The sequence below is a fragment of the Thiobacillus sp. SCN 63-57 genome, from assembly GCF_001725555.1.
Taxonomy (GTDB): domain Bacteria; phylum Pseudomonadota; class Gammaproteobacteria; order Burkholderiales; family Thiobacillaceae; genus Thiobacillus.
Window position 1 is genome coordinate 108,292 of sequence record NZ_MEGP01000011.1, and the last position, 15,959, is coordinate 124,250.

General features: G+C 62.6%; 17 protein-coding genes. 9 read left to right on the forward strand and 8 right to left on the reverse strand.

Annotated elements, in window-relative coordinates:
• The first annotated feature begins 13 nt into the window (after positions 1–13).
• Positions 14–667, forward strand: coding sequence for a GMP/IMP nucleotidase (yrfG, locus tag ABT23_RS05375; RefSeq protein ID WP_296632225.1), 654 nt, complete (start codon positions 14–16; stop codon positions 665–667).
• 623 nt (positions 668–1,290) lie between these two features.
• Here the strand turns inward: yrfG and ABT23_RS05380 are convergent.
• Both ABT23_RS05380 and ABT23_RS05385 read right to left on the reverse strand, forming a co-directional pair.
• Positions 1,291–1,608, reverse strand: a complete 318-nt coding sequence (locus ABT23_RS05380; RefSeq protein ID WP_296632229.1) for a hypothetical protein — start codon at positions 1,606–1,608, stop codon at positions 1,291–1,293.
• Between the two features lie 6 nt (positions 1,609–1,614).
• On the reverse strand, positions 1,615–1,995 hold the full coding sequence (locus ABT23_RS05385) for an Mth938-like domain-containing protein (RefSeq protein ID WP_296632231.1): 381 nt from the start codon (positions 1,993–1,995) through the stop codon (positions 1,615–1,617).
• Positions 1,996–2,161: 166 nt separating this feature from the next.
• On the opposite strand from ABT23_RS05385, the gene ABT23_RS05390 reads away from it, so the two are divergent.
• The 7 genes from ABT23_RS05390 (at position 2,162) to ABT23_RS05420 (ending at position 8,636) form a co-directional block, all read left to right on the forward strand.
• Positions 2,162–3,406, forward strand: coding sequence for a pyridoxal phosphate-dependent aminotransferase (locus tag ABT23_RS05390; RefSeq protein ID WP_296632233.1), 1,245 nt, complete (start codon positions 2,162–2,164; stop codon positions 3,404–3,406).
• Between the two features lie 24 nt (positions 3,407–3,430).
• Complete coding sequence (locus tag ABT23_RS05395) at positions 3,431–4,744, forward strand: homoserine dehydrogenase (RefSeq protein WP_296632236.1); 1,314 nt, start codon at positions 3,431–3,433, stop codon at positions 4,742–4,744.
• Positions 4,745–4,759: 15 nt separating this feature from the next.
• Positions 4,760–6,184, forward strand: a complete 1,425-nt coding sequence (thrC, locus tag ABT23_RS05400) for a threonine synthase (RefSeq protein WP_296632254.1) — start codon at positions 4,760–4,762, stop codon at positions 6,182–6,184.
• A gap of 18 nt (positions 6,185–6,202) precedes the next feature.
• Positions 6,203–6,844 (forward strand): uracil-DNA glycosylase family protein, encoded by a 642-nt coding sequence (locus ABT23_RS05405; protein WP_296632256.1) that lies wholly within the window; start codon positions 6,203–6,205, stop codon positions 6,842–6,844.
• A 27-nt stretch (positions 6,845–6,871) separates the two neighbouring features.
• A complete protein-coding gene (locus ABT23_RS05410; RefSeq protein WP_018507662.1) occupies positions 6,872–7,486 on the forward strand; it encodes a glutathione S-transferase C-terminal domain-containing protein in 615 nt (204 codons plus the stop codon).
• Positions 7,487–7,498: 12 nt separating this feature from the next.
• Complete coding sequence (msrA, locus tag ABT23_RS05415; RefSeq protein ID WP_296632260.1) at positions 7,499–8,032, forward strand: peptide-methionine (S)-S-oxide reductase MsrA; 534 nt, start codon at positions 7,499–7,501, stop codon at positions 8,030–8,032.
• Positions 8,033–8,219: 187 nt separating this feature from the next.
• The gene (locus ABT23_RS05420) at positions 8,220–8,636 is read left to right on the forward strand and encodes a GFA family protein (protein WP_296632261.1); all 417 of its coding nucleotides are present in this window, start codon (positions 8,220–8,222) and stop codon (positions 8,634–8,636) included.
• 47 nt (positions 8,637–8,683) lie between these two features.
• Here the strand turns inward: ABT23_RS05420 and ABT23_RS05425 are convergent, their stop codons facing one another.
• The 6 genes from ABT23_RS05425 to ABT23_RS05450 form a co-directional block, all read right to left on the reverse strand.
• Entirely contained in the window at positions 8,684–9,271 is a 588-nt protein-coding gene (locus tag ABT23_RS05425; protein WP_296632262.1) for a DUF4276 family protein, read from the reverse strand.
• Positions 9,268–10,473 carry an AAA family ATPase gene (locus ABT23_RS05430; protein WP_296632263.1) on the reverse strand — a complete coding sequence of 402 codons (1,206 nt, stop codon included), beginning with the start codon at positions 10,471–10,473 and terminating at the stop codon, positions 9,268–9,270. The genes ABT23_RS05425 and ABT23_RS05430 overlap by 4 nt, the downstream gene beginning before the upstream one ends.
• A 53-nt stretch (positions 10,474–10,526) precedes the next feature.
• Complete coding sequence (locus ABT23_RS05435; protein ID WP_296632264.1) at positions 10,527–12,221, reverse strand: glutamine--tRNA ligase/YqeY domain fusion protein; 1,695 nt, start codon at positions 12,219–12,221, stop codon at positions 10,527–10,529.
• Between the two features lie 249 nt (positions 12,222–12,470).
• Positions 12,471–13,547, reverse strand: coding sequence for a tRNA 2-thiouridine(34) synthase MnmA (mnmA, locus tag ABT23_RS05440; RefSeq protein ID WP_296632267.1), 1,077 nt, complete (start codon positions 13,545–13,547; stop codon positions 12,471–12,473).
• Complete coding sequence (locus tag ABT23_RS05445) at positions 13,544–14,011, reverse strand: NUDIX hydrolase (RefSeq protein ID WP_296632270.1); 468 nt, start codon at positions 14,009–14,011, stop codon at positions 13,544–13,546. Before ABT23_RS05445 ends, mnmA begins: the two co-directional genes overlap by 4 nt.
• Complete coding sequence (locus tag ABT23_RS05450; RefSeq protein ID WP_296632289.1) at positions 14,004–14,546, reverse strand: pseudouridine synthase; 543 nt, start codon at positions 14,544–14,546, stop codon at positions 14,004–14,006. The genes ABT23_RS05445 and ABT23_RS05450 overlap by 8 nt, the downstream gene beginning before the upstream one ends.
• Positions 14,547–14,588: 42 nt before the next feature.
• On the opposite strand from ABT23_RS05450, the gene icd reads away from it, so the two are divergent.
• Positions 14,589–15,827 (forward strand): NADP-dependent isocitrate dehydrogenase, encoded by a 1,239-nt coding sequence (gene icd, locus ABT23_RS05455; RefSeq protein WP_296632273.1) that lies wholly within the window; start codon positions 14,589–14,591, stop codon positions 15,825–15,827.
• Positions 15,828–15,959: the final 132 nt, after the last annotated feature.

A 15,959-nucleotide genomic window follows, 5' to 3' on the forward strand; every position in this document is an offset into this window, starting at 1 on the left:
GCGTGCCTTTGCCATGATCGACTGGGCGCAGATCGACACCGTCTTCCTCGACATGGACGGCACGCTGCTCGACCTCCATTTCGACAACCATTTCTGGCTCGAGCACATGCCGCGGCGCTATGCCGAATACCACGGCCTCGCGCCGGAAACGGCACGCGCGCATCTCAACGCGCATTACGCCCGCCATGCCGGCACCCTCAACTGGTATTGCCTGGATTTCTGGAGCAGCGAACTCGCGCTCGACATCGTGCAGCTGAAGGAAGAGGTCGCGCACCTGATCGCGGTTCGCCCGGACGTGCCGGCGTTCCTGCAGGCGGTGCGCGCAGCGGGCCGCAGGATGGTGATGGTGACCAATGCCCATCCCAAGAGCCTCGGCCTGAAAATGCGCGAGACCCGCATCGACACCTATTTTGATGCCTTGCTCTCGTCGCACCAGGTCGGCCTGCCCAAGGAGCATCCTGATTTCTGGCAGGGTTTGCAGGCGGTCGAACCGTTCGACAAGACGCGTACCCTGTTCGTCGACGACAGCCTGCCGGTGCTGGAGAGCGCGCAGGCTTACGGGATTGCACAACTGCTGGCGGTGTGCAATCCGGATTCGCGGCAGCCGCACAAGGATTGCGGGGCGTTTCAGGCGATTACGAGTTTCGAGCAGGTGATGCCGGGGTGAGCGGGATGGGCCTTGCTGCCCGTGTTTGATTGCTGATCGAATAGAGTGCCACACTCAATCCAGTTCGCCCTGAGCTTGTCGGGGGGGCGCCGCACAGTGGCGGGAACTCACCGGCGCCCCTCTTGCAGAGGCTGTCGAAGCCTGTCCTGAGCTTGTCGAAGCCACTTCACCCCGCACCGTTCGCGCTGAGCCTGTCGAAGCGCTGTTCGGAGTAGTGAAGGCTTTCGCAGGACGGCTGACCGTTGGCCGGGGGTAGCCCGGCAGCTAGTTACTTTTCTTGTCTCGCCAAGAAAAGTAACCAAAAGAAGGCGACCCCGACAGTCCCGAATTCCCGAAGATCAAGCGCGTCGGGTGGGCGGCAAAGAACTCGCCCCGCTTTTGTTATGCCTTTTTGATTTTTGTGAGCGGGGCTCAAACACCTTCGCCGCTGATCCACCCGACACACTTGATCTTCGGCGGGGCTGTAAGGGGAGGAAAGTCAAAACCAGTTTGCCAATGCGCAATCATCACGAACCGAGTTGAATGCTTCGCATCGGCGCTGTTGCGTCCACACCCAAGCACTCAATCCGTCCTGTCATTACGGACCTGGTTTGGCTTTTCCCCCTCACAGACCCGCCGGAAATCTAACCTGCCGGGCGGATCAGCGGCGAAGGTGTTTGAGCCCCGCCCACAAAAAACCAATTAAAAACAGCAAGGCGGGGCGAGTTCTTCGCTGCCCGTCCGGCAGGTTCGATTTCCGGGAATTCGGGACTGTCGGGGTCGCCTTTCTTTGGTTCCTTTCTTTGGCGAGACAAAGAAAGGAACTTGCCGCCGGGCAACCCCCGGCCAACAGTCAGCCGTCCTGCGAAAGCCTTCACTACTCCGAACAGCGCTTCGACAGGCTCAGCGCGAACGGTGCGGGGTGAAGTCGGCTTCGACAAGCTCAGGGCGAACGGCGCCAAGCCCGCTCAAACCGGTTCGATCAGCAACGCCGCCCCCACCCTCCGCCCCTCTCCCGCCAGGATGTTGTAGGTACGGCACAGCGCCCCGATGTCCATCACCTCCAGCCCGATGCGTGCCTCCACCAGCGCACGCGTCAGCGAAGGGTGGGGAAAACGCAGCCGGGTGCCGGTGCCCAGCAGCAGGATGTCGAGCTCGCGTTGTGCCACCCATTCGAAATGCGCGGCGGTCAGGGCGTCGAAACCGAGACCGGCCCAGGGGGCGATCTCGATGCCGCGGGCGCTCAGCAACAGGCTGGCGTCATGGCGATGGCCGTTGATGAGGACGTGGTCTTCGCCATAGCCGGTGAACAACAACTGGCCGACATCGGTGTTGAGGTGCAGTTTCATGCTGAAACCTTAGCAGATTCCAGCCGGGCGGTAAGCCGTCGTGCGCCCGTTCATGCGCCGTAGCGCCCGGTTTTGTTTGCCGGGGGAGGGCGCCTCCGGTAAAATCGGGCGTTTCCCAAGGTGTTGTTTTGCCTTGATTTTACGCAGGTTGACCAGGAAGACCGCCGTGACGGCTGACAACAAACCACGCTTACGCACCATCCACAAATCGTCCAAGCTCGACAATGTCTGCTACGACATCCGTGGCCCCGTGCTGGCGCGCGCACGGCAGATGGAGGAAGAGGGGCAGCGCATCATCAAGCTGAACATCGGCAATCCTGCACCGTTCAATTTCGAGTCGCCCGAGGAAATCGTCCAGGACGTGATCCTCAACCTGCCGAACGCGTCGGGCTACAGCGACTCCAAGGGCCTGTTCTCGGCACGCAAGGCGATCATGCACGAGACCCAGCGCAAGGGCATCGCCGGGGTGACGATCGACGATATCTTCGTCGGCAACGGCGTCTCCGAGCTGATCGTGATGTCGATGCAGGCACTGCTGAACAACGGCGACGAAGTACTGGTGCCGGCGCCGGACTATCCGCTGTGGACGGCGGCGGTCAGCCTGGGCGGCGGCAAGCCGCGTCACTACTTGTGCGACGAGGGCGCCGGCTGGCTGCCCGATCTGGACGATATCCGCGCCAAGATCACGTCCAGTACGCGGGCGATTGTCATCATCAACCCGAACAATCCGACCGGCGCGCTGTACCCGACCGAACTGCTGCTGGAAATCCTGGAGATCGCGCGTCAGCACCAGCTGATCGTGTACGCCGACGAAATCTACGACAAGGTGCTGTACGACGGCGTGGTGCATACCTCGATCGCCTCGCTGGCCGATGATGTGCTGGTCGTCACCTTCAACGGCCTGTCGAAGAACTATCGTTCCTGCGGCTATCGTTCGGGCTGGCTGATCGTGTCGGGCGACAAGCGCCATGCCAAGGACTACCTGGAAGGCCTCAGCATGCTGGCGTCGATGCGCCTGTGCTCGAATGTGCCGGGACAGTATGCGATCCAGACGGCGCTCGGCGGTTACCAGAGCATCAACGACCTGGTCGCACCGAGCGGCCGGCTGGCGCGCCAGCGCGACCTGGCGCACGAACTGCTGACCTTGATTCCCGGCGTGACCTGCGTCAAGCCGAAGGCAGCGATGTATCTGTTTCCGCGGCTCGACCCCAAGCTGTATCACATCCACGATGACCAGAAATTCATCCTCAATCTGCTGGAAGAGGAGCGCGTGCTGGTGGTGCAGGGCACCGGCTTCAACTGGCCGCAACCGGACCACATCCGCGTGGTGTTCCTGCCGCACGAGGAAGACCTGACCGAGGCGATTTCGCGCATGAGCCGGTTCCTCGACCGCCAGCGTGCACATCGCTGATTTTCAATTGAACGAGATTACTAGATGAAACCCATCAACGTTGGCCTGCTGGGCCTGGGAACGGTCGGGGGCGGCACGCTGACCGTGCTGCGCCGCAATGCCGAAGAAATCACCCGCCGCGCCGGACGCGAAATCCGCGTGCTGCGCGCGGCGGTGCGTAATATCGACAAGGCCAAGGTGCTGGCCGGCGACCTGCCGCTGACGACCAACCCGTTCGACGTGGTCGACGATCCCGACATCGACATCGTGGTCGAGCTGATCGGCGGCCTGGAACCGGCGCGCGAACTGGTGATGCAGGCCATCGCCAACGGCAAGCACGTGGTCACGGCCAATAAGCATCTGGTCGCCAAGTTCGGCAACGAAATCTTCGCGGCGGCGCAGGCCAAGGGCGTGATGGTCGCGTTCGAGGCGGCGGTGGCGGGGGGCATTCCCATCATCAAGGCGCTGCGCGAAGGCCTCACTGCCAACCGCATCGAGTGGCTGGCCGGCATCATCAACGGCACCAGCAACTTCATCCTGACCGAGATGCGTGACAAGGGCGCCGCTTTCGAGGATGTGCTGAAGGAGGCGCAGCGCCTGGGCTACGCCGAGGCCGACCCGACCTTCGACATCGAGGGCATCGACGCCGCGCACAAGCTCACCATCCTGTCGGCGATTGCCTTCGGCATCCCGATGCAGTTCGACCGCGCCTACACCGAAGGCATCTCGAAGCTGACGCGCGAGGACGTGCAGTACGCCGAGGAGCTCGGCTACCGCATCAAGCTCCTGGGCATCGCGCGTCGCGCCGACAACGGCATCGAACTGCGCGTGCATCCGACGCTGATTCCCGAACGTCGCCTGATCGCCAACGTCGACGGCGCGATGAACGCCGTACTGGTCAAGGGCGATGCCGTCGGCCCGACGCTGTATTACGGCGCCGGTGCCGGCGCCGAGCCGACCGCTTCCGCGGTGGTCGCCGACCTGGTCGACGTCACCCGCCTGCACACCGCCGACCCGCACCACCGCGTGCCGCACCTGGCCTTTCAGCCGGACCAGCTGGCCGACACGCCGATCCTGCCGATGGACGAGGTGCGCACCGCCTACTACCTGCGCCTGCGCGCGTTCGACCGTCCCGGCGTGCTGGCCGACATCACCCGCATCCTGGCCGACAGCCACATCTCGATCGACGCCATGGTGCAGAAGGAGCCGGCCGAGGGCGAGGAGCAGGTCAACATCATCCTGCTGACCCACGTCACGGTGGAGAAGAACGTCAACGCGGCGATCGCGAAGATCGAAGCCCTCGACACCGTGGCAGGCAAGGTGATGCGCATCCGGCTCGAAGAGCTGGCAGCCCGGTAAATGTAAAGGCAAGCAATGAATTACCTCAGTACGCGCGGGCTGGCACCGCAACTCCGCTTCTCCGAAATCCTGCTCGGCGGGCTCGCCAGCGACGGCGGCCTCTACGTGCCCGAGGCCTACCCGCGCTTCAGCGAAGCCGAACTCGCAGCGATGCGCGGCATGAACTACCGCGAACTGGCCTTCGCGGTGCTGTCGCGCCTGGTCGACGACATCCCTGCGGACGACCTGCGCCGCCTGATCGACAAGACCTACACCGCCGACGTCTACCGCTACGTCACCGACCAGGAAGACGCCGCCGACATCACCCCGTTGAAGACGCTGGAACCGGGCCTGCACGTGCTGGCGCTGTCGAACGGCCCGACGCTGGCGTTCAAGGACATGGCGATGCAGCTCTTGGGCAACCTGTTCGAGTACGTGCTCGACAAGACCCATGGCGAACTGAACATCCTCGGGGCCACCTCGGGCGACACCGGTTCCGCCGCCGAATACGCGATGCGCGGCAAGCGCGGCATCAAGGTCTTCATGCTGTCGCCCGAGCACGGCATGACGCGCTTCCAGCAGGCGCAGATGTATGCGCTGCAGGACGCCAATATCCACAACCTCGTCATCCGCGGCGTGTTCGACCAGTGCCAGGACATCGTCAAGGCGGTGTCGAACGACCTCGATTTCAAGGCGAAGCACCACATCGGCGCGGTCAATTCGATCAACTGGGCGCGCGTCGCGGCGCAGAGCGTGTATTACTTCAAGGCCTATTTCGCGGCGACGCACGACAACGACCAGAAGGTGTCGTTCTCGGTGCCGTCGGGCAACTTTGGCAACGTCTGCGCCGGCCACATCGCGCGCCGGATGGGCCTCCCGATCGACAAGCTGATCGTCGCCACCAACGAGAACGACGTGCTCGACGAGTTCTTCAAGACCGGCGTCTACCGGCCGCGCCCCGAGACCAGGCATACCTCCAGCCCGTCGATGGACATCTCCAAGGCATCCAACTTCGAACGCTTCGTGTTCGACCTTGCCGGGCGCGATGCGGCCAAGGTCCGCAGCCTGTGGGCCGCCGTGGAATCGGGCGGCAGCTTTGATCTGAATGCGGACGGCCTGTTCGGCCGCGTGGCCGACTTCGGCATGGTCTCCGGTTCGAGCAGCCACGCCAACCGCATCGACACCATCCGCACGGTGTACGAGGTATACGGCACGATGATCGACCCGCACACCGCCGACGGCCTGAAAGTGGGCCTGGAGCACCGCCAGCCGGGCGTGCCGCTGATCTGCATGGAAACCGCGCAGCCGGCCAAGTTCGAGGATGCGATCCGCGAAGCGCTCGGCGTCGAACCGGTGCGCCCGGCCGAACTCGCCAACCTCGAAGCGCAGCCGCAGAAAAAGCACGTCATGGACGCCGACGTCCATGCGGTCAAGCAGTTCATCGTCGACCACGCGGGCTGACCGGCGCGCCGGGTGGCGATGAAAAAACCGGATCGTCCGCGCCAGCCCACGAGTCTTGCCGGGTTGGTCGAAGAGGTGGAGGCGTGTACGGTCTGCGCCGCGAATCTGTCGCATGCCCCGCGTCCCGTCCTGCGTGTCTCGTCCACCGCGCGCCTGCTGATCGTCGGCCAGGCGCCGGGCCGGCGGGTGCACGAAACCGGTATTCCCTGGAACGACCCATCGGGCGACCGGCTGCGCGAATGGCTCGGTATGACGCGCGACCAGTTCTACGACGTCTCCCGCATCGCCATCGTCCCCACCGGCCTGTGTTATCCCGGCACGGTCAAGGGCAGTGACCTGGCGCCGCGTCCGGAATGCGCGCCGCTGTGGCATCCGCCGTTGCGCGCGGCCATGCCCGGCATCCGCCTCACCCTGCTGATCGGCGCCTACGCCCAGGCGTATTACCTGGGAACGCGCCGCGGGCGAACGCTGGCCGATACGGTGCACGCCTGGCGCGATTTTCTTCCCGACTATTTTCCGCTGCCGCATCCCAGCCCGCGCAATCGTCTATGGTTCAAGCGTCATCCCTGGTTCGAGCAGGACGTGCTGCCGGTCCTGCGCGAACGGGTTGGAGCGCTGCGTGCGACAGGCGATAATGGCGGCGCACATCATCCAACCTAGCAACCTGCATTCAGGATACGAATCCGTATGAAACTGATCACCTCGCTCACCAGTCCGTATGGCCGCAAAGTCCGCGTGGTCCTGCTGGAAAAGAAAATTCCCTTTCACCTCCAGGTCGAAAACCCGTGGTCGCCGGAGACCCCGGTCCCCGGCTTCAATCCGCTCGGCAAGGTGCCGGTGCTGGTGCTGGAGGACGGCATCAGCGTGTTCGACTCGCGCGTCATCGTCGAATACCTTGACCACGTGAGCCCGGTCGCCCACCTGATCCCCAGTGAACCGAAAGTCCGCATGATGGTGCGCGGCGTCGAGGCGCTGGCCGACGGCGTCACCGATGCGGCCGTGGCGGTGAACCTGGAACGCAAGCGCGCACCCGAGCAGCGCAGCAGCGACTGGATGACCCTGCAGGAGAAGACCTTGTTCCGCGGGCTCGAGGCGCTGTCGGAAGCGCTGGGCGAGAAACCCTGGTTCCTCGGCAACAGCAACAGCATGACGCTGGCCGATGTCGCCTGCGGCTGCACGCTGGGCTACCTGGACCTGCGCTTCCCCGAAATCGACTGGCGCACTGCGCATCCCAACCTGGCCAGGCTCGCCGAAAAACTGGCGAGCCGCGCATCGTTCATGGAAACGGTGCCGGTCGTCTAACGGAGGAACATCATGGCCCACGCGGTAGCAACCCTGGCAGGCGGTTGTTTCTGGTGTATCGAAACGGTGTTCAACCGGCTGCGCGGCGTCGACGCCGCCGTCTCCGGCTACATGGGCGGCCACACCGAGAATCCCACCTACAAGGACATCTGCAACGGCGACACCGGCCACGCCGAAGTCGTGCAGGTCACCTTCGACCCGGAAGTGATTTCGTTCCGCGACCTGCTCGACGTCTTTTTCACCCTCCACGACCCCACCCAGCGCAACCGCCAGGGCAACGACGTCGGCACGCAATACCGCTCGGCCATCTTCTGGCACACGCCCGAGCAGAAGGCCGAGGCCGAAGCCGCAATCGCCGAGTTGACGGCATCCAGGCACTTCGGTGCCTCAATCGTCACGGAAGTCACCGAGGCGACGACCTTCTACCCGGCCGAGGACTACCACCAGCGCTACTTCGAGCAGAACCCGTATCAGCCGTATTGCCAGTTCGTGGTGGCGCCGAAGGTGGCGAAGGCGGAGGGGAAGTTCGGGGGGCGGCTCAAATAAGCGATTGGTTTGCCGTTCGTCCTGAGCTTTGTCGAAGGACGCATTCGGTTTAACGTGAAAGCATAAACAGCCCTAGGTGACATCCCTTTGCAGGATGATCAAGGAATTCCAGAGCGAATTTTCGGTTCCATGGCTTGCACTGATGATGGCCTGACCTGCAAATTCATCATGAGATCGGGAGGATTGGATGAACGAAGTCACCCTGAACGGCAGCTGCCTGTGCGGCGCCGTTCGCTATGAAGTGGTTGGCGATCTTCAGCGCTTCTACCATTGCCACTGCTCGCGCTGCCGGAAGTCTTCCGGAACCGGGCATGCGACGAACCTCATGCTGGCGAATGCAAGAATCCTCTTCTCGCACGGCGAGGCGCTGCTGAAGCGCTACAAGGTTCCGGACGCCGAGCGATTCACGCGGCAATTCTGCAGCGAATGCGGCAGCTCCGTCGCCCGCTTTGTGCCTGAAATCAACGCCGTCGTCGTGCCAGCCGGCTCGCTCGACTGCCCGGTGCCCATCCAGCCGCAGGCACGCGTCTTCTGGGATTCGCGCGCGGAGTGGTCGTGCGGCGATCAGGAGCTGCCACGGTTTACGGAATATCCACCGGCGTAGGGGTGTCTGACCCTATTTGTTGTTTTGTTCAGGGCAGTAGACGCGGTCTAACCTCCAAGAGAGTGGCGATCCCATTCACTACATAGCTTACGAAATGATCGACTGTGATCAAATGTCAGTTGTAGATCTATGCGTGCAGTGAAAGCAGGTTGATCGGTAGTTTCGCCATAAGCTCTATCGACCATATGTGACGTGATCCAGCCTTTTGCATTCCGTCGTGATTCTGGCTCAATCGTGTCGAGTGGATCAAAAACAAAACCGCGATGGCCATTTAACGATGCGGCTGCAGCGATGAACCACGCTTCATATTCGCGGTTTGCCAGCACTACAGAAATCCGGCGATGCGGTACACAAGCCTGGGCACGGTGCAAAATTTCGGCACTACGTGTTGCCGGACAGTCGTCGTCTGCATCCAGCAGCACCAGGATCCAGCCATCGTTGCCACACTTCGAGGCAGCCAGCAGCAGATGACGTTGAAACTCGTCATCTCGATTTAGGAAGCGGTCACGACGGACGCGAATTGGCGTGGACACATCCTGATAATGCTCCGGCGTGCGCCATTCGGCCAAACGCCGCAACAGGATCGGTAGGGCGATCACCTCGCCATCCCCTTCCACGATGCTGGCGATCTTCACGGCTCGAGATCGCCAAAAAGATCAGCTTGGCGCTGTTCCTGAGCGGCCAAATACTCTCTGTCAGGCGTGAGTTGATTAAGCCGCAGCAATTCTCCGGCGGAAAAGAGTTGTTGGCGTATGGCGTCACGCGATGCCTCATCGAGGGGGGCGATACGTGTTTCACCGCCCTCTGAAACGACTGAGAGCAAGGCGTCAGTCGGGATTCCGCGATCATCGAGCAGATCAGGGCTATGACTGGTCACGATGATCTGCGTTTGTCGCGATGCGCGCATCAACGCCTCACGCAAGGCCGCGCTGGCGGCAGGGTGCAGCGCTGTTTCGGGCTCCTCGAGGCCGACTAGGCTAGGGGAATAATCTCGATTACCCTGAAACAGAGCGACGAGGATACCGAGCGCGCGCAAAGTACCGTCCGACATGTTTTGCGCAAGGAATCGCCAAGGGTGTTTTGAACCAGCCATGTCCTGACGAAACTCCAAGGTTTCCATAGGGCCGATCTGCTTGCGCTCAACACCATGCACCATCGGAACTACCGTTTGCAGATAGTCTTCGACTATATCCATTTGGCTGCGACCGACACGTTCTAGATGTCCGATCACACTGGCGATATTCTCGCCAGCTGGCTTGAGCAGACGGCCCTCCTGAGGCTTTTGCAGGTCGCGCATCAGTTTCGGGTTGAGGTTATAAAAGCTCATGGACGCTAGTGCATCGAATACTGGACGGAACGCAGCCAAGCCCGAGGCGGCGACGAGAGCCAAGCGATCAGAGGTGACCGCTGGGAAAGTCGGCTCGCTGCTGGCACGTAGCTTTCCACGATCGATCTGGTAGTACGGGCCCTTGCCAACCCCCTGAACAACGCATTCCTCGGTCTGGACTTCGTAGCCCCGGTCCCTCAGTGCCCCAACATTGAAGGCGAAATGGCCGCGCTGTCCGCTGTTCAGCTTAAACTCTAGACGAATACCGAAATTGGTGGGATGGCCGCTTGAGCGCCGACGCACCTCGCTCAGACCGCCGCGTTCGTTCAGTGCATTGTCGAGGGAGCCGTTTAGGGCATCGCGTACCAAATGTAGGGCATCTAGAAAATTGCTCTTACCAGAACCATTGACGCCCACAAGATAAGTGAGGGGCCCAAGTCGGACATCGCAATTCCCAATGCTTTTGTAATTTCGCAATACGACGCGATTGAGAAATACGGAATCGCCCATGTGATGACTCCCTCGGTTGTCAGAGACTTATCTCAAAATTGATTTGGCCTGCGTTATTTTTCTGCTTTTACCCACGAATCCTTCAACGTCACCGTCCGGTTGAACACCGGCGCGCCCACTTTCGAATCGACGCGGTCGGCGACGAAGTAACCATGCCGCTCGAACTGGAAGCGGTCTTCCGGCGCGGCCTCTTTCAGTGCCGGCTCCAGTTGGGCGCGAATGACGCGTACCGAATCGGAGTTCAGGTCGTTCAGGAAATCACCGCTTTCGCCGCCCGGCTGCGCGGTCGTGAACAAGCGGTCATACAGGCGCACTTCGGCTTCGTACGCATGCGCAGCTGAGACCCAGTGGATGTTGCCCTTGACCTTGACCGAGTCGGCGCCGGGGGTGCCGGACTTGGTGTCGGGCAGGTAGTCGCAGTGCACGGCGGTGATGGTGCCGTCAGCATCCTTGTCGCAGCCGGTGCATTTCACGACGTAGCCGTAGCGCAGGCGCACCGAATTACCCGGGAATAAGCGGAAATAGCCCTTGGGCGGCGTTTCCATGAAGTCCTCGCGCTCGATCCACAACTCTTTTGACAGCGGCACGGCACGTTTGCCGAGGTCCGGCTGCTGCGGATGGTTGGGGGCGAAGCACTCCTCTGACTGACCTTCGGGGTAGTTGTCGATGACGAGTTTGACCGGGTCGAGCACGGCGATGCGGCGCAGCGCGGAGTCATTCAATACGTCACGCTGACTGGCTTCGAACACGCTGTAGTCGATCCAGCCGTCGGACTTCGATACGCCGATCTGGTCGGTGAAGCGGCGGAAGCCCTCGGCCGTATAGCCGCGGCGGCGCGCACCGACGAGCGTGGGCAAGCGCGGATCGTCCCAGCCGGAGACGTATTTTTCCTCGACCAGCTGGATCAGCTTGCGCTTGGAGAGCACGACGTAGGTGAGGTTCAGCCGGGCGAATTCGATCTGCTGCGGCAGTGGGCGGGTGAAGAAGCCGCCGTCGGCGAGCTTGTCCAAGAGCCAGTCGTAGAACGGGCGCTGATCCTCGAATTCGAGCGTGCAGATCGAGTGCGTGATGTGCTCGATCGCGTCTTCGATCGGGTGGGCGTAGGTGTACATCGGATAGATGCACCAGGTGTCACCGGTGTTGTGGTGATGCGCGCGTTTAATCCGATAGATCGCCGGGTCGCGCAGGTTGATGTTGGGCGAGGCCATGTCGATCTTGGCCCTGAGAACATGCGCGCCGTCGGGGAATTCGCCGGCCTTCATGCGGCGGAACAGGTCGAGGTTCTCTTCTGCACTGCGGCTGCGGTAGGGGCTGTCCTTCCCTTTTTCAGTCAGCGTGCCGCGGTAGGCGCGCATCTCGTCGGCGGACAGCGAATCGACGTAGGCGTGGCCGGCCGTGATCAGGTATTCGGCGCAGGCATACATGGTGTCGAAATAGTTCGACGCGAAGTAGAGGTGGCTGCCCCAGTCGAAGCCCAGCCACTTCACCGACTCGACGATGGAATCGACGTATTCCTGGCTTTCCTTTTCCGGGTTGGTGTCGTCGAAACGCAGGTGGCAGACGCCGCCGTAGTCGCGCGCCAGGCCGAAGTTGAGACAGATCGACTTGGCGTGGCCGAGGTGCAGGTAACCGTTGGGTTCGGGTGGAAAGCGCGTCTCGACGCGGCCGCCCCATTTCCCGGCGGCATTCTGCTCGTCGATGATGTTGCGGATGAAGTTGGCGGCGGGTGCGGGGGCTTCGTGCGACATGATGTGATGGGAATCTGGAATGCGTGGATTGTAGCGGTTTCGGGGCGCCTCTATGAATCGTAGCGAGTGGGCCCTTCGACAGGCTCAGGGCGAACGGGCCAAGGAACAGGAATCACGCTTGGCAACGTTCATGCTGAGTCCGTCGAAGCCTGTCAGCGAAGTTGAAGGACTCAGGGCGAACGGCACATTGTTAATTCCGTTCGTGGTGAGCTTGTCGAACCACCAAAAGAAGGCTCGAAACGGTGGTCTTCAGATGATGATGCCGCCGCCGAGACAGACTTCTCCGTCATAGAGCACGACGGACTGTCCGGGCGTGACCGCCCATTGCGGGCTGTCGAACGCGAGTTCGAGCGTGTCATCGTCGAGCCGGGTGATGCGGCAGGGCGCGTCGATCTGGCGGTAGCGGGTCTTGGCGGTGTAGGGCTTGGCCGGATCGGGGGCGACGCCGCTGATCCAGTTCAGCTGGCCGGCGGCTAGCGTCGAGCGCTTGAGCAGCGGATGGTCGTGGCCCTGCACCACGACCAGGGTGTTGCTTGCCATGTCCTTGGCAGCGACGAACCAGGGCTCGTCGCTGCCGTCCTTCTGCCCGCCGATGCCGAGGCCCTGGCGCTGGCCAAGGGTGTAGTACGTCAGGCCCTGATGCCGCCCGACGATGTGGCCTTCAGGCGTGGTCATGTCGCCGGGGTCGCGCGGCAGGTAGCGTTCGAGGAATTCGCGGAAGTTGCGCTCGCCGATGAAGCAGATGCCGGTGCTGTCCTTCTTGGCGGCGTTGGGCAGGCCGATCTGCGCGGCGATCCGGCGTACCTCGGGCTTGGGCAGGTGCGCCAGCGGAAACAGGGAAGGAGCGAGCTGCGCCTGGTTCAGGCGATAGAGGAAGTAGCTCTGGTCCTTGTTGGCGTCAGCTGCCCGCAAGAGCGTCGCGCGGTCGTCCGCATCCTGGCCCTTGCCGACGTAGTGGCCGGTGGCGATGAACTCGGCACCGCGCGCGATGGCGTCGTCGAGGAAGGCCTTGAACTTGATCTCGGCATTGCACAGCACGTCGGGGTTGGGCGTGCGGCCGGCCTGGTATTCGGCGAGGAAGTAGCTGAACACGCGTTCCTTGTATTCGGCGGCGAAGTTGACCGCCTCGACCTCGATGCCGAGCACGTCGGCCACCGCCAGCACGTCCAGAAAATCCTGCGTCGCGGTGCATTGCTCGGTGTTGTCGTCGTCGTTCCAGTTTTTCATGAAGACGCCGAGCACGTCGTAGCCCTGCTGCTTCAGCAGATGGGCCGCGATGGAGGAATCGACTCCGCCCGACATGCCGACGACGACGCGCGTGCTCATGCGTGGCTCACGAAGTCGAGCGGGAAGCGCCGTCCGGCCAGATAATCCCGTACGCAGCGCATGACCAGCGGGCTGCGGTGCGGCGTGGGGTGGGCGGCGAGTTCGTCCGGCGTCAGCCAGAGGGCGCGCACGATGCCGTGGTCGAGCGGGCGTTCGGCGTCGAAGCCGGTGACGCCGCAGACATAGGCAAAGCGCAGATAAGTGATGTCGCGCCGCGGGTAATGCGTGGTGTAGCAGCCGAGCAGGGCGGTCGGCTCGACGTGGTGCGCGGTTTCCTCGAGCGCTTCGCGGCGTACGGCGTCGATCAGCGTCTCGCCGCGTTCCCAGTGGCCGGCGGGCTGGTTGAGACGCAGGCCTTCGGCCGTGTGCTCCTCGACCATGAGGAATGCGCCGTCGCGCTCGACGATGGCGGCGGCGACCACGTGCGGCATCCATTGCGTTGTATCCAGGCCTGGCTCAGACATGAATTTCCTTCCATTCTCCGGGTTGCAGCGCGTCCAGGCGCCATTCGCCGACAGCGGCGCGGATCAGCCGCAGCGTCGGGTAGCCGATCTTCGCCGTCATCCGCCGCACCTGGCGGTTCTTGCCTTCGCTGATCGTGAGTTCGATCCAACTGGTGGGGATGGCCTGGCGGAAGCGGATCGGCGGGTTGCGCGGCCACAGGCCGGTAGGTTCGTCGATGAGGCGGGCCCGCGCCGGGCGGGTGACGAAGTCGCCGAGATCGACCCCGCGGCGCAAGGGGTCGAGGTCGGCGTCCGTCGGTGTACCCTCGACCTGCGCCCAATAGGTTTTGGACAGCTTGTGCCGGGGATCGGCAATGCGGCTCTGGAGCGCGCCATCATCGGTTAAAATCAGCAGACCCTCGCTGTCGGCGTCCAGTCGTCCGGCCGCATAGACGCCCGGCAGCGCGAGGTAATCCCGCAAGCCCTGCCAGCGACCTTCCGGGGTGAACTGGCTGAGCACGCCATAGGGCTTGTTGAACACAATAAGACGCGACACTTCGGGTGGGGGCAAAGCCCCATTTTATCGTTTCGAGACATTATGAGCACACATATCCAGATTCCCGCCGCAGGCAAGAAAATTACCGTCAACGCCGACAATAGCTTGAACGTGCCGGACACGCCCATCATCCCCTTCATCGAAGGCGACGGCACCGGCGTCGACATCACCCCGGCGATGCGCCGCGTGGTCGATGCGGCGGTGGCCAAGGCCTATGGCGGCAAGAAGCAGATCGCCTGGATGGAGGTCTACGCCGGCGAGAAGGCGGTCAAGGTCTACGGCGGCGACCAGTGGCTGCCCGACGAGACCGTGAAGGCGGTGAAGGACTACGTGATCTCGATCAAGGGTCCGCTCACCACGCCGACCTCGGGCGGCATCCGCTCGCTCAACGTGGCGCTGCGCCAGATGCTTGATCTGTACGTCTGCCTGCGCCCGGTGCGCTACTTCACCGGCGTGCCCAGCCCGGTCAAGGCGCCGGAGAAGGTCGACATGGTGATCTTCCGCGAGAACACCGAGGACATCTACGCCGGCGTCGAGTGGGAGGCTAATTCCGACGAGGCGAAACGCGTCATCAAATACCTGCAGCGGCAGATGGGCGTGAAGAAGATCCGCTTCCCCGGAAGCTCGGCCATCGGCATCAAGCCGGTGTCGATCGAGGGCTCCGAGCGGCTGATCCGCAAGGCCATCCAGTACGCGATCGACAACAAGCGCCGCTCGGTGACCCTGGTGCACAAGGGCAACATCATGAAGTTCACCGAAGGCGGCTTCAAGAAGTGGGGCTACGAGCTCGCCGCGCGCGAATTCGGCGCCAAGGTGATCGGCGAAGGTCCGTGGATGGAACTGCCGAACGGCATCGTCATTAAGGACGTGATCGCCGACGCCTTCCTGCAGCAGATCCTGCTGCGTCCCGACGAATACGACGTGATCGCCACGCTCAACCTCAACGGCGACTACATTTCCGACGCGCTGGCGGCGGAAGTCGGCGGCATCGGCATCGCGCCGGGCGCCAACCTCTCCGACACCGTGGCGATGTTCGAGGCGACCCACGGCACCGCGCCCAAGTACGCGGGCAAGGACTACGTCAACCCGGGTTCGCTGATCCTGTCGGCCGAGATGATGCTGCGTCACCTGGGATGGACTGAGGCGGCCGACCTGATCGTGGCCAGCATGGAGAAGGCCATCGCGACGAAGACCGTGACCTACGACTTCGCGCGCCTGATGGACGGTGCGACCGAAGTGAAGTGTTCGGCGTTCGCCGAGGCGATGGTCGCGAAGATGTGAGCGTCGTGGCAGCCAATAAAAAACCCCGCCGAAGCGGGGTTTTTTATTTCACGATGACTCCAGCCCGACATTACGACGGACTACGCCCAAGCCAGATACAGCAGGTTTATCAATGACTTAGGCGAGTTCAAC